This is a genomic window from Streptomyces sp. NPDC019224, assembly GCF_040632605.1.
GTDB lineage: Bacteria > Actinomycetota > Actinomycetes > Streptomycetales > Streptomycetaceae > Streptomyces.
Genome location: NZ_JBEYCF010000002.1, coordinates 153,511 through 168,491, shown reverse-complemented (window position 1 = coordinate 168,491; position 14,981 = coordinate 153,511). Strand labels below are relative to the sequence as shown.

Sequence of the window (14,981 nt, the reverse complement as noted above, 5' to 3'; positions counted from 1 at the left end):
CCGTCAGGCCCGGGCCGTCGCCTCGGCCGGGGAGGGGACCCGGGGGCGCTCGGCGAGCGGGACGACCGGCAGCAGGGACTCCTCGCCCAGGAAAACCTTGCGCACCACGCGCTCGGCGGCCCGTCCGTCGTCGTAGTCGCAGTACCGCTCCCGGAACGCCGTGCGCAGGGCCGCCGCCCTGTCGTCGCGCCACTCGTCCGAGCCCAGGATCGCGGTCAGCCGCTCCTGGGTCGTCGCGACGGCGCCCGGCGGCTCGGCCATGAGATCGAAGTAGGTGCCGCGCACCACCCGGTAGGTGTCCCAGTCGTCCGCGTGGATGACGATCGGCCGGTCCAGGTTGGCGTAGTCGAACATCGCCGAGGAGTAGTCGGTGATCAGGGCGTCGGCCGCGAGATAGAGCTGCTCGACGTTCCCGTGACCGGAGACGTCGATGATCCGGCCGCCGGCCTGGAGCTCGGCGAGCCGGCCGGTGGGCTTGTAGAAGTAGTGCCCGCGCACGAGCAGGGTCACGTCCGGGCCCAGGTCCTCGGCCAGCTTCGGCAGGTCGAGCCGGGGCGTGAAGGACTTCTCGTACTCGCGGTGGGTCGGCATGTAGAGGAAGGCGGTCGTGCCGTCGGCCAGGCCCAGGTCGTGCCGTGCCTTCACGACGTCCGCCGCGGTGGCGCCGACCAGCACGTCGTTGCGCGGGTAGCCGGTCTCCAGCGTGGTGTACCGGCAGGGATAGACCCGCTCCCAGACGGTGGTGGAGAACCGGTTGGCGGACAGGCTGTAGTCCCAGCGGTCGCACCGGCGCAGTAGCTTCTCCATGTCCATGCTGGTGGACGCGGGGTACTGCGCCTGGTCGAGCCCCATCGTCTTCAGCGGGGTGCCGTGGTGGGTCTGGAGGTGGATCTGCCCCTCGCGCTTGACGATGGTGTCGCCGAAGTTCACGTTGTTGGTGAGGTACTTGGCGCGGGCCATGACCGCCCAGTACTCGCGGGAGCCGACGATCACCTTCTCGACGCCCGCGGGTACCCGGTCGCGGTGCTCGGCGCGTACGGCCCAGACCCGGCGCACCTGCGGCGCGAGGCGGCCCAGCTCGGCCTCGATCGCCGCCGGGTTGCAGGAGTAGCCCCGCCCCCAGTAGGCGGAGAACACCGCGAGGTTCTCGTCCAGCGGCATCCGCAGCTGGGACCGGTAGAACATGCCCAGGGCGGCCCGCTTGGCCCGGCCGATGCGGGCCTGCCCGCCCAGCCGGGCGCGGTGGCGGACGTTGTTGGCGCGGGTCAGGCCGAAGAACGCGGAGTACGAGTCGACCCCGAGCAGCGCGTACTTGTAACCCCGGCCGCCCGGCGGCCGCTCGAAGCCCTCCGGAAGGCGCGCGCGGTAGTCCTTGGCCGCCCGGTGGAAGAACTCGGCGCGCGCGTTGCGCGGCAGCCGGCCCGGCTTCTCCAGCACGGTCAGGAAGTGGTCGACCATTTTCCGGAAGAGCGCCGGACGCCACGAATCCAGCTCGGGCCGCTCGTCCAGGAAGGCGAACACCCGATCGTACTGGTCGAAGACGTCGAAATGCTTCCGGCTGACCGTCCGGAGGATGTTGCCGCCCTCACGCCGCTGCCGGTACAGCACACAGGAACGGTCGAGCACCGCGATGCGCTCCGCTGCGATGAGCGAGCTGTACGTCCACGGCGCGTCCTCGTAGTAGCCGGGCGGGAACCGGAAACCGTGCCGGGTGACAAAGTCGCGCCGGTACGCCTTGTTCCACACGATCTGCAGCAGGTCCAGCAGCTGCGGCCGCTCCGCGAGCGAGAAGACGGCCGGGCCGTCCTCGGTCATCAGGTCGGAGCGCTTGTTGCGCAGCAGCCGCCCGTCCCAGTACGTCCGGGTGTAGTCGTAGATCAGGACGTCGGGGTCGTCCGTCGCGTCCAGCCGCGCCGCGATGGCCGCCAGCGAGCCCGGTGCCAGGGTGTCGTCGCTGTCCAGGAAGAGGACGTAGTCACCGGTCGCCAGGTCCAGACCGGCGTTGCGCGCGCGGCCCAGGCCCACGTTCTCCGTGAGGTGCAGCACACGCAGCCGGTCGTCGCGTGCCGCGTACGCGTCGAGGACCGCGCCGGAGCCGTCCGGGGAACAGTCGTCGACGCCGATGATTTCGAAGTCGGTGAAGTCCTGCCCGAGTACGGAGTCCAGACACTCCCCGATGTACCCCTGCACGTTGTACGCAGGCACGATGAGTGTCAGTCGAGGCATCGTCCACCAGTTCCAGAGGGCTGTTACGAGGGGCGCGGTCGGACCGTGCAACAGTGGTCGGCGTCCGGCACCCGGACAGCGTAATTGATCGCCCCGGGCGCGACCGGAGGGTGCCTCGGGGCGTCCACGTAGGGTGGAGCGCTGACGGGTACAGCATCTGACAGGAGACGCACGACATGACCTGGATGGTTACGGGCGGGGCGGGATACATCGGTGCGCACGTGGTGCGCGCCATGCTCGCGGGCGGTCAGCAGGTGGTCGTGTTCGACGACCTGTCGACCGGCAGCGCCGACAAGGTCCCGGCGGGGGTTCCGCTGGTGACCGGCAGCGTTCTCGACCGCCAGGCCCTCGACGCCGCGATCCGCGAGCACGGGGTGACCGGTGTGGTGCACATCGCAGGCAAGAAGCAGGTCGGCGAGTCCGTCGACCGCCCCCTGTACTACTACAAGGAGAACGTCACCGGCCTGGAGGTCCTGCTGGAGAGCATGGTCGCGGCGGACGTCGACCGGCTGGTGTTCTCCTCCTCCGCCGCGGTCTACGGCATGCCCGACGTCGACCTCGTCACCGAGGCGACGCCGTGCGCGCCGATGAGCCCGTACGGGGAGACCAAGCTCGTCGGCGAGTGGCTGATCCACGCCGCGGCCAGGGCCCACGGACTGCGCTGCGCGTCGCTGCGGTACTTCAACGTGGCGGGCGCGGCAGCGCCGGAGCTGGCCGACTCCGGTGTGTTCAACCTGATCCCGATGGTCTTCGAGCGCTTGGAGGCGGGCGAGTCCCCGCGCATCTTCGGCGACGACTACGCGACGCCGGACGGCACCTGCATCCGCGACTACATCCACGTCGAGGACATCGCCTCCGCCCACCTCGCGGCCGCCCGCCGGCTGGAGGGGGCCGAGGCCGGCACGGACCTCACGCTGAACATCGGCCGCGGCGAGGGCAGCTCGGTGCGCGAGATGGTCGAGCGCATCCTCAAGGTCACGGGCAACGAGGACACCGCCGCCGAGGTCACCGCCCGCCGCCCCGGCGACCCGGCCCGCGTGGTCGCCGCCGCCGACCGCATCCGCGAGGAGCTGGACTGGTCGGCGCGGTACGGCGTGGACGAGATGATCGAGTCCGCCTGGCAGGGCTGGCGCCTGCGCCACCCGTAGGGCGGAGCCCGTACGGAAGCCCCGTAAGGCGGAGCCCGTAAAGAAGCGGAGCCCGTAAAGAAGGGGCCCGGCACCGTTCCCGTCGAGCGGTGCCGGGCCCCTTCGCGCGTCCTCGGGCCTCCAGGCCCCTGGTCTCGGGGACGGCGCTGCGCCGGGCCGGCATTCGTTCGGCGTCGTCCGCGCCGGGGCGGGGGCGGCCGGCTCCGCGGCGAGCCGGGCGGGGGCGGGGTGGCGCGGGGGTCCCCGCCACCGTGGGGAATGCGGCGGGTCCGGCGATGAGAGGGGAGTACAAGCTTCGTGAGAAACGAGCGCCCGCCTGTACCCCTTTGCCATGTCCATGAATTCACCCGCTCGGCGTAAGGAAATGTGCGAGAGCGCCCCGGATGTGCGGGCAAGGGGTGGGGCGTGCCGTTTCACCACGGAAGTGAGGGCGATTCTCAGTAAGGTCGGCCGGAGGTCACAGCTACGTCAGGACCGCCATCTCATCGGCCATTTCGCATCGTGGGGGCAGAAACTGTGAAGGCTCTCGTACTTTCCGGTGGGGCGGGCACCCGGCTTCGTCCCATTACCCATACCTCGGCCAAACAGCTGGTGCCGGTGGCGAACAAACCGGTGCTGTTCTACGGCCTGGAGGCCATCGCGGAAGCCGGTATCACCGAGGTCGGCATCATCGTGGGCGACACCGAGGAGGAGATCCGCGCGGCGGTCGGCGACGGTTCGCGCTTCGGCATCGACGTCACCTACATCCCGCAGTCCGAACCCCTCGGCCTCGCCCACGCGGTCCTGATCGCCCAGCGTTTCCTGGGGAACGACGACTTCGTGATGTACCTGGGCGACAACTTCATCGTCGGCGGGATCGCGGGCCTGGTCGAGGAGTTCCGCGCTGACCGGCCCGACGCGCAGATCCTGCTGACCCGGGTGCCCGACCCGACCTCGTTCGGCGTCGCGGAGCTGGACGGGGACGGCAGGGTGGTGGCCCTGGAGGAGAAACCGGAGCACCCCAAGAGCGATCTCGCCCTGGTCGGCGTCTACCTCTTCACCCCGGCCGTCCACGAGGCCGTCCGCTCGATCCGGCCCTCCTGGCGCGGCGAGCTGGAGATCACCCACGCCATCCAATGGCTGATCGACCAGGAACGCGACGTGCGCTCCACCATCATCCGGGGCTACTGGAAGGACACCGGCAACGTCACGGACATGCTGGAGGTCAACCGGACCGTGCTGGAGGGCGTCGAGCCGTGCACCGAGGGCGCCTACGTGGACGGCGAGAGCGAGATCATCGGCCGGGTCCTGATCGAACCGGGTGCCCGGGTCACCCGCAGCCGGATCGTCGGGCCCGTCATCATCGGGACCGGTTCGGTGATCAGCGACGCCTATGTCGGCCCGTTCACCTCGGTCTCCCAGAACTGCCGCATCGAGGACAGCGAGATCGAGTACTCCATCGTGCTGCGGGGCGCGTCCATCGACGGGGTGCGGCGCGTGGAGGCGTCGCTGATCGGCCATGACGTCGAGGTGACGCCCGCGCCCCGCAGCCCCTCCGCCCACCGTCTCGTCCTCGGCGACCACAGCAAGGTGCAGATCTCCTCATGACCGCTACGCGCATCCTCGTCACCGGCGGCGCCGGCTTCATCGGCTCCCACTACGTCCGTACGCTGCTCGGCCCGGACGGCCCGGGGAACGTCGCCGTCACCGTGCTCGACGCCCTGACCTACGCGGGCAACCCGGCCAACCTGGACGAGGTCCGGGGCCGGCCCGGCTTCTCCTTCGTGCACGGCGACATCTGTGACACGGACCTGGTGGGGCGGCTCATGGCCGGGCACGACCAGGTGGTGCACTTCGCCGCCGAGTCCCACGTCGACCGCTCCATCGACGGCGGCGCCGCCTTCGTGCGCACGAACGTCGTGGGCACCCACACCCTGGTCCACGCCGCGCACGAGGCGGGCGTCCGCACCTTCGTCCACGTCTCCACCGACGAGGTCTACGGCTCCATCGACGAGGGCTCCTGGACCGAGCACGAACCCCTCGCACCCACCTCCCCGTACTCGGCCTCCAAGGCGTCGAGCGACCTCATCGCACTGGCGTACCACCGCACCCACGGCCTCGACGTGCGCGTCACCCGCTGTTCGAACAACTACGGCCACCACCACTTCCCCGAGAAGGTCATCCCGCTCTTCGTCACCAACCTCCTGGAGGGCCGGCCGGTCCCGCTCTACGGCGACGGCGCCCACGTACGCGACTGGCTGCACATCGACGACCACGTCCAGGGCATCGAACTCGTCCGCACCAAGGGCCGCCCCGGTGAGGTCTACAACATCGGCGGCGGCACCGAACTCTCCAACAAGGAGCTGACCCGGCTGCTCCTGGAGGCGTGCGACGCCGACTGGGACACCGATGTGGTCCACGTGGAGGACCGCAAGGGCCACGACCGGCGCTACTCCGTCGACTGCACCAAGATCCGCCGGGAGCTGGGCTACGCGCCCCGCAAGGACTTCCGGACCGGCCTCGCCGAGACCGTGCGCTGGTACCGGGAGAACCGGTCCTGGTGGGAGCCGCTCAAGGAGAGGGCCACCCTGTGAACCGGCGCTGGCTGGTCACCGGGGCCGGCGGCATGCTCGGCCGGGACCTGACGACCGCCCTCGCCCGCGAGGGCGTCACCGTCGTCGCGGCGGACCGCGCGGCCCTGGACATCGCCGACCCGGCCCGCGTCCGCGCCGCCTTCGCCGCCTACCGGCCCGCCGTCGTCGTCAACTGCGCCGCCTGGACCGCCGTCGACGACGCGGAGAGCCAGGAGGAGGCCGCGCTCCGGGTCAACGGCACCGGCCCCGCCGTCCTCGCCGACGCCTGCCGCGCGCACGGCGGCGTCCTGCTGCACGTCTCCACCGACTACGTGTTCGCGGGCGACGCGGACCGGCCGTACCCGGAGGACGCCCCGACCGCCCCGCGCAGCGCCTACGGACGTACCAAGCTGGCCGGCGAGCGCGCGGTTCTGGAGACCCTGCCCGAGACGGGCCATGTCGTCCGCACCGCCTGGCTCTACGGCGCGGGCGGCGCCAACTTCGTCCGTACGATGATCAAACTGGAAGCCGTCAAGGACACCCTCGACGTGGTGGACGACCAGCGCGGACAGCCCACCTGGACCGCCGACCTGGCCGGCCTGCTGGTCCGCCTCGGCCGCGCCGCGCTCGACGGCACCGCACCGGCGGGCGTCTACCACGGCACCAGCGGCGGCGAGACGAGCTGGTACGGCCTGGCCCGGGAGGTCTTCCGGCTGCTGGGCGCCGACCCGGACCGCGTGCATCCGACCACCAGCGCCGCCTTCGCCCGCCCCGCCCCCCGGCCCGCCTACAGCGTTCTCGCGCACGACCGCTTCACGGCCGCCGGGATCGCCCCCGTCCGCGACTGGCGTCCGGCGCTGCACGCGGCCTTCCCCGGCCTGCTCGCCGCCGAACGCCCGCTCAGCGGCCGGCCGGACTGAACGACGGCTCGCCGGCCCTGACCCCCGGCACCGCCGGGCCGCCCGCGCGCAGTCGCGCGTAGTACGCCTCGCACGCGGCGTACGAGGGCAGCAGTCCCTGTTCCTCGGCCTCGGTGAGCGTCGGGGCCGAGGCATCCTTCGGGGACAGCAGCGGGGCGATGTCCGCGGGCCACTCGATGCCCAGCGCGGGGTCGAGCGGGTCGACGCCGTGCTCGCGCTTCGGCGCGTAGCCCTCGGAGCAGAGGTACAGGACGCACGCGTCGTCCGTCAGCGCCATGAAGGCGTGGCCGAGGCCCTCCGCGAGGTAGACCGCCCGGTGGCCGGCGTCGTCGAGCCGGACCGCCTCCCACCGCTTGTAGGTGGGCGAGCCGGTCCGTACGTCCACGATCACGTCGAGCACCGCGCCCCGCACGCACTTCACGTACTTGGCCTGGCCCGGCGGCACGTCCGCGAAGTGGATCCCACGCAGCGTGCCCCGGCGGGAACTGGAGAAGTTGGCCTGCGCGACCCCCAGCGCGTGCCCGGCCGCCGCTTCCAGGTCCGCGGCCCGGAACCACTCGTGGAAGCTGCCGCGGCCGTCCGGGACGACCTCGGGCTCGTGCACCCAGGCCCCGGGAACGGAGAGCCGGCGCATGCGATCACATCCTCTTCGCGGTTCGCGGGGGCCTCCTGCCGGCCCCGCCACCTCTGCCCAACGAGTACGGGGACCGAACAGACACGGAACGGGACAGACATGAGCGAAAAGGGTTCCGCGGTGCGGAACGCGAAGGCGCCGGATTCCGCTCTCGCGTAGATTGCGGGGTCCAGCGAGCGAACTTGGGGGACCGGGTGTCAGGGGCAAGGCAGGGCGTCACGGAAGCCCGCAGGATCGTGGTCAAGGTCGGTTCCTCCTCCCTCACCACCGCGGCCGGCGGTCTCGACGCCGACCGGGTCGACGCGCTCGTCGACGTACTCGCCAAGGTCCGCGACGGCGGCGAACGCGAGGTCGTCCTCGTCTCCAGCGGCGCCATCGCGGCCGGGCTCGCCCCGCTCGGACTGCACCGCAGGCCCAGGGACCTGGCCCGGCAGCAGGCCGCCGCCAGCGTCGGCCAGGGACTGCTCGTCGCCCGCTACACCGCATCCTTCGCCCGCTACGGCGTCCGCGTCGGCCAGGTCCTGCTCACCAGCAACGACACCAGCCGCCGCGCCCACTACCGCAACGCCTACCGCACCCTGGACCAGCTCCTGGACATGGGCGCGCTGCCGGTCGTCAACGAGAACGACACCGTCGCCACCGACGAGATCCGGTTCGGCGACAACGACCGGCTCGCCGCCCTCGTCGCCCACCTGGTCCGCGCCGACCTGCTGGTTCTCCTGTCGGACGTGGACGGGCTCTACGACGGCGACCCGAGCATCCCCGGTACCACCCGCATCGCCGAGGTCACCGGACCCGCAGACCTCGCCGGGGTCAGCATCGGCAGCGCCGGCAAGGCGGGCGTCGGCACCGGCGGCATGGTCACCAAGGTCGAGGCCGCCCGGATCGCCACCGCCGCCGGCATCCCCGTCGTCCTGACCTCCGCGAGCCACGCCGCCGACGCCCTCGCGGGCCGCGACACCGGCACCTACTTCCACCGCACCGGCCGCCGCTCCGCCGACCGGCTGCTCTGGCTCGCCCACGCCTCGACCCCGCGCGGCTCGCTGACCCTGGACGACGGCGCGGTCCAGGCGGTCGTGGAGCGCCACAGCTCCCTGCTGCCCGCCGGGATCGCTGCGGTCGAGGGCGAGTTCAGCGCGGGGGACCCGGTGGAGCTGCGCGATCTGAAGGGCCGGCCGGTGGCCCGCGGGCTCGTCAACTTCGACGCCAAGGAGATGCCGCAGCTCCTGGGCCGCTCCACCCGGGACCTCGCCCGGGATCTCGGCCCCGCCTACGAGCGCGAGGTCGTACACAGGGACGATCTCGTCGTCCTGCACGGCTGACCCACCCCTGAAACGGCTGAAAGTCCAGCCATCGGACAGAGACCTTCACGAAAACCGCCCCACACCGGGCCGCGGACTGGTCCACTTTGTAGCAGGGAAACTGCGGGGTACAGCAAAGCAACACATCACAGGGAGGCCGCCGGTGAGACGAGCGCGCCCGGGGGCGCCGCCCCGAGGAACGGGTGGCCGCACCCTTACCAGTGTCGGAGCGGGGACCGGTTTCGACGGGAGCGGGCCCGTGGACCGGAGGGACGAGCGCACCCCCCGGCCGGAGCCGAGACCGGCCGGCCAGGAGCACGCCCCGTCGAAGCTGTGGCACATCACCCTCTGCGTCTCCGGGACCGAGTTCCCCCTGAAGGAGGTCAGACGCGGGCTCGAACAGCTCGCGCACGACCACCCGTTCCTGCTGACCAGCCGTTACGCCAACGACCACGCGGAGATCCGCTACTGGGAGGAGGCCCGCGACCTGCACGACGCGGCGGCGGTGGCCCTGCGGCTGTGGGGCGAGCACCGCTCCAGCGCCGGCCTGCCGCCCTGGTCGATCGTCGGCCTCGAAGTCATCGACCGCGAGACCTACCACCAGCGGGTCGCCGAGGGATACGGCCCGCCCCCGGCCGCCCCCGTCGGCGTCCACCCGTACTGACCCGGCCGCCGCCGGTGAAACGGCTGTCTCGCATCACGGGATGCGTGCGGAATGCCCGCAGTGTGCGCACTACTCTGCGGGCATGACCACGCTCTCGCCGTACGACAACATGTCTCCCGTGGCCCAGGCCGCCTACCGGGCCCGCTCCGCGGCCGCCGACATCGCGCCACTTCCGCGCGCGGCGAAGGACGACGCGCTCCTGGCGATCGCCGACGCGCTGGAAGTGCGGACGAGCGACATCCTCGCGGCCAACGCCGAGGACGTGGTGCGCGCCCGCGAGGCGGGGACCAGCGAATCCGTCGTCGACCGGCTGACCCTCACCCCCGAGCGCATCCGTGCCATCGCCGCCGACGTACGGGACGTCGCCGCCCTCCCCGACCCGGTCGGCGAGGTCGTGCGCGGTTCGACCCTCCCCAACGGGATCGACCTGCGCCAGGTCCGGGTGCCGCTCGGAGTGGTCGGGATCATCTACGAGGCCCGGCCCAACGTGACGGTGGACGCCGCGGCCCTCTGCCTGAAGTCGGGCAACGCCGTCCTGCTGCGCGGCTCGTCCTCCGCCTTCGCCTCGAACACCGCCCTGGTGCGGGTGCTGCGCGACGCGGTGGGCGGCTCCGGGCTGCCGGCCGACGCGGTGCAACTGGTGCCGGGCGAGAGCCGCGACTCGGTGCGGGATCTCATGCGCGCCCGGGGCCTCGTCGACGTGCTCATCCCGCGCGGAGGCGCCTCGCTGATCCGCACGGTGGTCGAGGAGTCCACGGTCCCGGTGATCGAGACCGGCACCGGCAACTGCCATGTGTACGTCGACGCGCAGACCGACCTGGACATGGCCGTGGAGATCCTGGTCAACTCCAAGGCCCAGCGCCCCAGCGTCTGCAACGCCGCCGAGACCCTCCTCGTCCACCAGGACATCGCCGACGCCTTCCTGCCGCGCGCCCTGGACGCCCTGGCCGAGGCCGGCGTGACCGTGCACGGCGACGAACGGGTGCTGGAGTACGCCGAGGGCTCCAAGGCCACGGTGGTGGCGGCGACGACCGAGGACTGGGAGACCGAATACCTCTCGTACGACATCGCGGTGGCCGTCGTGGAGTCGCTGGACGCGGCCGTGGCGCACATCCGGCTCTGGTCCTCCGGCCACACCGAGGCGATCGTGACCACCTCGCAGGCCGCGGCCCGCCGCTTCACCCAGTTGGTGGATTCCACGACGGTGGCCGTCAACGCCTCGACCCGGTTCACCGACGGAGGCCAGTTCGGTTTCGGCGCCGAGATCGGCATCTCCACGCAGAAGCTGCACGCCAGGGGCCCCATGGGTCTGCCGGAACTCACGTCGACCAAGTACATCGTCACCGGCGACGGCCATGTGCGGTGACTTTCGTGAGGGGCGAATCCGCCGTCTCCCTGCCCAAAGCGGTCCGCCGGGGCTAGTCTGAAACCGTGCCGGACGACGTGGGGGGCAGGCCGTATCCGAACGGCTGGGAGCCCGACGACGACCGCGGGGGCGCGGACGAGGACTTCGCCTCCGTGGTATTCGACGAGGACTTCGTACAGGCCGCCGCGTTCCACGAACCGACCGCCGTCGAGCGGCTGCTGGCGGCGGCCGAGGCACGTGCCGAGGCCGACGGCCGGCACGCCGGAGCCCGTGGCGGCCTCTTCGACGACGAGGGCTACGGACCGGGCGGCTACGGCGGACCGGACGGCTACGACGACCCGCTGGACGCGGACGACGACTTCTACGACTACGGCCCGTACGGGCGCCACGGCGGCTCCCTGCGCCCGTACCGGGGGGCGGCCCGCTGGCACCGGCCGGTCGCCTGGCTGCTGGCCGTCCTGATGGGGGTCGGCATGGTCGCCCTGGCCTTCAGCGCCGTCTACCGCAACAGCTCGGGCGACCGGCAGGACCAGGTCCCGCCGCCGGCCACCAGTGGCGTGGACAGCGCGCCGGGCCCCGGTCCCGGCTCCGCCCCGCCCGACGCGGACGACCATTCCCGCCCGATGGTCTCCGCCGTCCCACGCACCCCCTGACCCCTGGCGCCGGCATGTCGGCGGGCCCCGCCGCCGTCCGGGTGCCCGGCGCAACTCCCCGGTGGTTTCCCGGCGTCACCGCGTTTACCGTCATCGTGATCGACCCACCCTGAATGTATGACCCCTCCTCCGCTCGAAGAGGGGACTTCTCACGGAGTCGGGAGAAGTCATGGCACACCGCGGAGACCCACCCGATGGCCCGGCGGAGAACGGTGCGAGCGGCCAGGACGACGAGTACGGCTCACTCGTCTTCGACGAGTCCTTCGTGCGGGCCGCCCGGCTGCAGGAATTCTCCGCCCAGGAACGCATGGGGGACCACGCCCGTGCCGTCCGCAGCCTGCCCGGACGGGCCGTCCGCAGTGGCTCCCGGATCGCCCTCGCTCTGATGATCCTGATAGCCCTGGCCTTCGGCACGGCCGTCTTCATGGGTCTGAGCCACCCCTACGAGACCCCGGCCGCGGCCCGGAAGCCCGAACCGCTGCGGATGACCCTCGTCCCCCTCGCCCCGCGCGGCACGGTGCCCGCGGGCACGCCCGCCACCCTCTTCGCGAGCAGCCCCGCCGCCCACCACCCGAAGGGCAAGGAGGGCATCAGCCCCCCGGCCGCCCGGCACACCGCCGACTTCTCGGAGAGCCAGGTGAGCGCCGCCCTGGCCACCGTCAAGGACTACCTGGCGGCCTCCTCGCTCGACCCCGACGTGCTCAGCGGGAACGCCGTGCGCCCCGTGGAGTCGCTGCTCGACCCGGACCAGATGCAGCAGTTCGACCGCAGCGTCAACGAGCCCTACGACGACGGGCAGCATGCCGCGACCGGCTGGCTCGTCCGCTTCGACCCGGCCCGGGTCACCCCGGACCCCGAGATCCGGGTCCGGGGCACCCTGCGCTACGCCCAGACCGGCACCGACGCCCTGGAGGTCGTGTCGGACCACACCTTCACGTACGCGCTGCGCCCCGCAGTCTCCGGTCCCCAGCCCAAGGGCGGCGCCTCGCTGTTCACCGTGCGGCGGGAGATGCGCTTCCGGTTCGACCGGGAGGACCTGCGGCTGCACCGCCTGGAGGTGCAGACCAGCTACCTGCAGGCGGGACCGCAGTCCTGCCCGGCCGACACCTCGGGTGCCCTGCGGCCGCTGCTCGCCGGCGAGCGGGCGGTCCCGCGCGGACCGGCGGGCACCGACCCGTACGCCACGGGCCGGCCCGGCGCCGCGCTCTGCGGGACGCTGGAGGTCAGCTCCCTTCCGTCCCGGACTCCCGCGAGTCCTCAGGGCCCTCCGTCCCCGACGGCCGCGCGGAGCCGCCCGTAGCACCGCCCTTGGCGCCGCCGCTCCCGCCGGTGAACTTGTCCCGCAGCTTCCCGCCCAGGTCACCGGCGCCACCTGCTATGTCACCGACCAGCTTCATCAGCGGGTCCTTGCTGTTGCGCACCGAATCGGCGTAATGCGAGGCGGACTCCTTGAACGAGTCCGTCACCGAGGTGTCCTTGTCCTCGTCACGCCGCGGGTAGTGGCCGTCCATGATCCGCTGGTAGTCACGGGTCTCCGACCACTTCTTCAGTTCGGCCGCGCGGACCGTGGTGAAGGGGTGCGAGCGGGGGAGTACGTTGAGGATCTTGAGCACCGAGTCGCGCAGGTCCCCGGCCTTCTCGTACTCGTCGGCCTGGGCGAGGAAGGCGTCCACGTTCATCTCGTGGAGGTGGTTGCCGCCGGCGATCTTCATCAGGCCGCGCATCGACGCCTGTATGTCCTGGCCGACCAGCAGCCCGGCCCGGTCCGCCGACAGTTCCGACTTGCGGAACCACTCGCGCAGCGCCGTCACGATCGCCATGATCGCGACGTTGCCCAGCGGGATCCAGGCGACCTTGAGCGCCAGGTTGGTGAGGAAGAGCAGGATCGTGCGGTACACCGCGTGACCGGACAGGGCGTGTCCGGCCTCGTGGCCGATGACCGCCCGCATCTCCTCCTCGTCGAGCAGCTCCACCAGACCCGTGGTCACCACGATGATCGGCTCGTCGAGCCCGATGCACATGGCGTTGGGCCGGGGGTCCTGGTTGACGTACATCGGCGGGACCTTCTCCAGGTCCAGGACGTAACAGGCGTCGCGCAGCATGTCGTTGAGGTGTGCGAACTGGGCGTCGCTCACCCGGACGGAGTCCGACAGGAAGAGCAGTCGCAGGCTGCGCTCGGGCAGCAGCCCGCTCAGCGCCTTGAAGACGGTGTCGAAGCCGCTCAGCTTGCGCAGCGCGACCAGTGCGGAGCGGTCGGCGGGGTGTTCGTAGGCCCGGGAGGAGATCCCAGGGAAACGCTTGCGCTGCCTGCTCGGCACACCGCCGCGGCTCTCGTGGCTGTCGGTCATGAATGGGCCCCCTGTGTTCGTACGAGACGTCGCTCGCCCCCTGACACCACCCAGCCTAGGGGCTGGGGCTACGGTGTGCGGGGGGCTGTGGATAACTGAGGAGACGCCCGCCATGCCGCACACCGTTGCTCTGTTCGCCGCCGCATCCGGGGACCAGGGACCGGGCAGCACGATCCGCATCGTGCTGGTCGCCTCCCTTCTGGGAGCCGCTCTGCTGGCCTGGTTCCTGCTGCGCGGGTACCGCAACGACGACGACAACGACTGAGTCGGCGTGAGCGTGCCCGGGACGCCCGCATACGATGTCCGCGACGTCTTCCCCCGACTCCCGATCGATAGGTCCTGCCGAAGATGAGCCTCACGAGCACCGCACACCAGCTGGTCACCGTCGCCGCCGAGGGCGAGCACGGCGGTAATCACGAAAGCCTGAGCCCCTACCTCACCGGTGGCGGTGCCTTTGTCGTGCTTCTCCTCCTTGTGTGGATCACCACGCGCTTCAACCGCGACCGCTGAGGCCGAGGCGTACAGCTGTGCCAGTAGGCTCTGCACGCATGGGAGAGCAGGAAGTGCCTACCGGCCGCGGAAAACGCCGACTCGGCGTGATGGGCGGGACGTTTGACCCGATCCATCATGGACACCTGGTGGCGGCCAGTGAAGTGGCCGCCCAGTTCCACCTCGACGAGGTGATCTTCGTACCGACCGGGCAGCCGTGGCAGAAGAGCCACAAGCACGTCTCCCCGGCGGAGGACCGTTATCTGATGACGGTCATCGCGACAGCGTCCAACCCTCAGTTCTCGGTCAGCCGCAGCGACATCGACCGCAAGGGTCCCACGTACACGATCGACACCCTGCGGGACCTGCGCGAGCTCCACGGCGACGCGGACCTGTTCTTCATCACCGGCGCCGACGCCCTCGCCCAGATCCTCACCTGGCGCGACGCCGAGGAACTGTTCTCGCTGTCCCACTTCATCGGTGTGACCCGGCCCGGCCATCTGCTCACGGACGACGGGCTGCCGAAGGGGGGCGTCTCCCTGGTGGAGGTCCCCGCTCTCGCGATCTCCTCGACGGACTGCCGTGCGCGGGTGGCCCAGGGGGAGCCGGTCTGGTACCTCGTGCCGGACGGTGTGGTCCGCTACATCGACAAGCGCCAGCTGTACCGCGGCGAGTGAGCC

15 protein-coding genes are annotated in these 14,981 nt (G+C 71.4%); 12 read left to right on the top strand and 3 right to left on the bottom strand.

The features are described from left to right. Positions 1-3: 3 nt before the first annotated feature. Entirely contained in the window at positions 4-2,226 is a 2,223-nt protein-coding gene (locus tag ABZ564_RS02235) for a CDP-glycerol glycerophosphotransferase family protein (RefSeq protein ID WP_360848059.1), read from the bottom strand. Positions 2,227-2,402: 176 nt separating this feature from the next. Here ABZ564_RS02235 and galE point away from each other — a divergent pair, with 176 nt between their 5' ends. From galE to rfbD, 4 genes are all read left to right on the top strand, one after another. Beyond that, complete coding sequence (galE, locus tag ABZ564_RS02230) at positions 2,403-3,374, top strand: UDP-glucose 4-epimerase GalE (RefSeq protein WP_360848056.1); 972 nt, start codon at positions 2,403-2,405, stop codon at positions 3,372-3,374. 516 nt (positions 3,375-3,890) lie between these two features. Beyond that, positions 3,891-4,961, top strand: coding sequence for a glucose-1-phosphate thymidylyltransferase (locus tag ABZ564_RS02225; protein ID WP_360848053.1), 1,071 nt, complete (start codon positions 3,891-3,893; stop codon positions 4,959-4,961). Further along, positions 4,958-5,947 carry a dTDP-glucose 4,6-dehydratase gene (gene rfbB / locus ABZ564_RS02220; RefSeq protein WP_360848050.1) on the top strand — a complete coding sequence of 330 codons (990 nt, stop codon included), beginning with the start codon at positions 4,958-4,960 and terminating at the stop codon, positions 5,945-5,947. The genes ABZ564_RS02225 and rfbB overlap by 4 nt, the downstream gene beginning before the upstream one ends. Positions 5,948-5,979: 32 nt before the next feature. Beyond that, positions 5,980-6,846 (top strand): dTDP-4-dehydrorhamnose reductase, encoded by an 867-nt coding sequence (gene rfbD / locus ABZ564_RS02215; RefSeq protein ID WP_360848298.1) that lies wholly within the window; start codon positions 5,980-5,982, stop codon positions 6,844-6,846. Here the strand turns inward: rfbD and rfbC are convergent. After that, entirely contained in the window at positions 6,827-7,480 is a 654-nt protein-coding gene (rfbC, locus tag ABZ564_RS02210; RefSeq protein WP_360848047.1) for a dTDP-4-dehydrorhamnose 3,5-epimerase, read from the bottom strand. The two genes, rfbD and rfbC, sit on opposite strands and share 20 nt — an antisense overlap. A 236-nt stretch (positions 7,481-7,716) precedes the next feature. Here rfbC and proB point away from each other — a divergent pair, with 236 nt between their 5' ends. The 5 genes from proB to ABZ564_RS02185 all read left to right on the top strand — a co-directional run bounded on the left by proB (position 7,717) and on the right by ABZ564_RS02185 (position 12,764). Further along, the gene (gene proB, locus ABZ564_RS02205) at positions 7,717-8,802 is read left to right on the top strand and encodes a glutamate 5-kinase (protein ID WP_360848295.1); all 1,086 of its coding nucleotides are present in this window, start codon (positions 7,717-7,719) and stop codon (positions 8,800-8,802) included. Positions 8,803-8,944: 142 nt separating this feature from the next. After that, positions 8,945-9,445: a hypothetical protein gene (locus ABZ564_RS02200; protein WP_360848044.1), complete on the top strand. Its 501-nt coding sequence runs from the start codon at positions 8,945-8,947 to the stop codon at positions 9,443-9,445. 82 nt (positions 9,446-9,527) lie between these two features. Then, positions 9,528-10,811 carry a glutamate-5-semialdehyde dehydrogenase gene (locus tag ABZ564_RS02195; protein WP_360848041.1) on the top strand — a complete coding sequence of 428 codons (1,284 nt, stop codon included), beginning with the start codon at positions 9,528-9,530 and terminating at the stop codon, positions 10,809-10,811. Between the two features lie 65 nt (positions 10,812-10,876). Continuing rightward, a complete protein-coding gene (locus ABZ564_RS02190) occupies positions 10,877-11,464 on the top strand; it encodes a hypothetical protein (RefSeq protein ID WP_360848038.1) in 588 nt (195 codons plus the stop codon). Between the two features lie 169 nt (positions 11,465-11,633). Continuing rightward, positions 11,634-12,764, top strand: a complete 1,131-nt coding sequence (locus tag ABZ564_RS02185) for a hypothetical protein (RefSeq protein ID WP_360848035.1) — start codon at positions 11,634-11,636, stop codon at positions 12,762-12,764. Here the strand turns inward: ABZ564_RS02185 and ABZ564_RS02180 are convergent. Further along, positions 12,688-13,812: a M48 family metallopeptidase gene (locus ABZ564_RS02180; RefSeq protein ID WP_360848032.1), complete on the bottom strand. Its 1,125-nt coding sequence runs from the start codon at positions 13,810-13,812 to the stop codon at positions 12,688-12,690. The two genes, ABZ564_RS02185 and ABZ564_RS02180, sit on opposite strands and share 77 nt — an antisense overlap. Before the next feature lie 112 nt (positions 13,813-13,924). On the opposite strand from ABZ564_RS02180, the gene ABZ564_RS02175 reads away from it, so the two are divergent. The 3 genes from ABZ564_RS02175 (at position 13,925) to nadD (ending at position 14,978) form a co-directional block, all read left to right on the top strand. Continuing rightward, entirely contained in the window at positions 13,925-14,077 is a 153-nt protein-coding gene (locus ABZ564_RS02175) for a hypothetical protein (protein ID WP_360848029.1), read from the top strand. Between the two features lie 83 nt (positions 14,078-14,160). Then, positions 14,161-14,322: a hypothetical protein gene (locus ABZ564_RS02170; RefSeq protein ID WP_360848026.1), complete on the top strand. Its 162-nt coding sequence runs from the start codon at positions 14,161-14,163 to the stop codon at positions 14,320-14,322. A 38-nt stretch (positions 14,323-14,360) separates the two neighbouring features. After that, a complete protein-coding gene (nadD, locus tag ABZ564_RS02165) occupies positions 14,361-14,978 on the top strand; it encodes a nicotinate-nucleotide adenylyltransferase (RefSeq protein ID WP_360848023.1) in 618 nt (205 codons plus the stop codon). The last annotated feature ends 3 nt before the right edge of the window (positions 14,979-14,981 follow it).

What these genes read in the sequence shown, in the direction of transcription:
- ABZ564_RS02235 (WP_360848059.1), bottom strand. Translation starts at nt 2,226, where the DNA reads ATGCCTCGACTGACACTCATCGTGCCTGCGTACAACGTGCAGGGGTAC.
- galE (WP_360848056.1), top strand. Translation starts at nt 2,403, where the DNA reads ATGACCTGGATGGTTACGGGCGGGGCGGGATACATCGGTGCGCACGTG.
- rfbB (WP_360848050.1), top strand. Translation starts at nt 4,958, where the DNA reads ATGACCGCTACGCGCATCCTCGTCACCGGCGGCGCCGGCTTCATCGGC.
- rfbD (WP_360848298.1), top strand. Translation starts at nt 5,980, where the DNA reads ATGCTCGGCCGGGACCTGACGACCGCCCTCGCCCGCGAGGGCGTCACC.
- rfbC (WP_360848047.1), bottom strand. Translation starts at nt 7,480, where the DNA reads ATGCGCCGGCTCTCCGTTCCCGGGGCCTGGGTGCACGAGCCCGAGGTC.
- ABZ564_RS02195 (WP_360848041.1), top strand. Translation starts at nt 9,528, where the DNA reads ATGACCACGCTCTCGCCGTACGACAACATGTCTCCCGTGGCCCAGGCC.
- ABZ564_RS02185 (WP_360848035.1), top strand. Translation starts at nt 11,634, where the DNA reads ATGGCACACCGCGGAGACCCACCCGATGGCCCGGCGGAGAACGGTGCG.
- ABZ564_RS02180 (WP_360848032.1), bottom strand. Translation starts at nt 13,812, where the DNA reads ATGACCGACAGCCACGAGAGCCGCGGCGGTGTGCCGAGCAGGCAGCGC.
- ABZ564_RS02175 (WP_360848029.1), top strand. Translation starts at nt 13,925, where the DNA reads ATGCCGCACACCGTTGCTCTGTTCGCCGCCGCATCCGGGGACCAGGGA.
- ABZ564_RS02170 (WP_360848026.1), top strand. Translation starts at nt 14,161, where the DNA reads ATGAGCCTCACGAGCACCGCACACCAGCTGGTCACCGTCGCCGCCGAG.
- nadD (WP_360848023.1), top strand. Translation starts at nt 14,361, where the DNA reads ATGGGAGAGCAGGAAGTGCCTACCGGCCGCGGAAAACGCCGACTCGGC.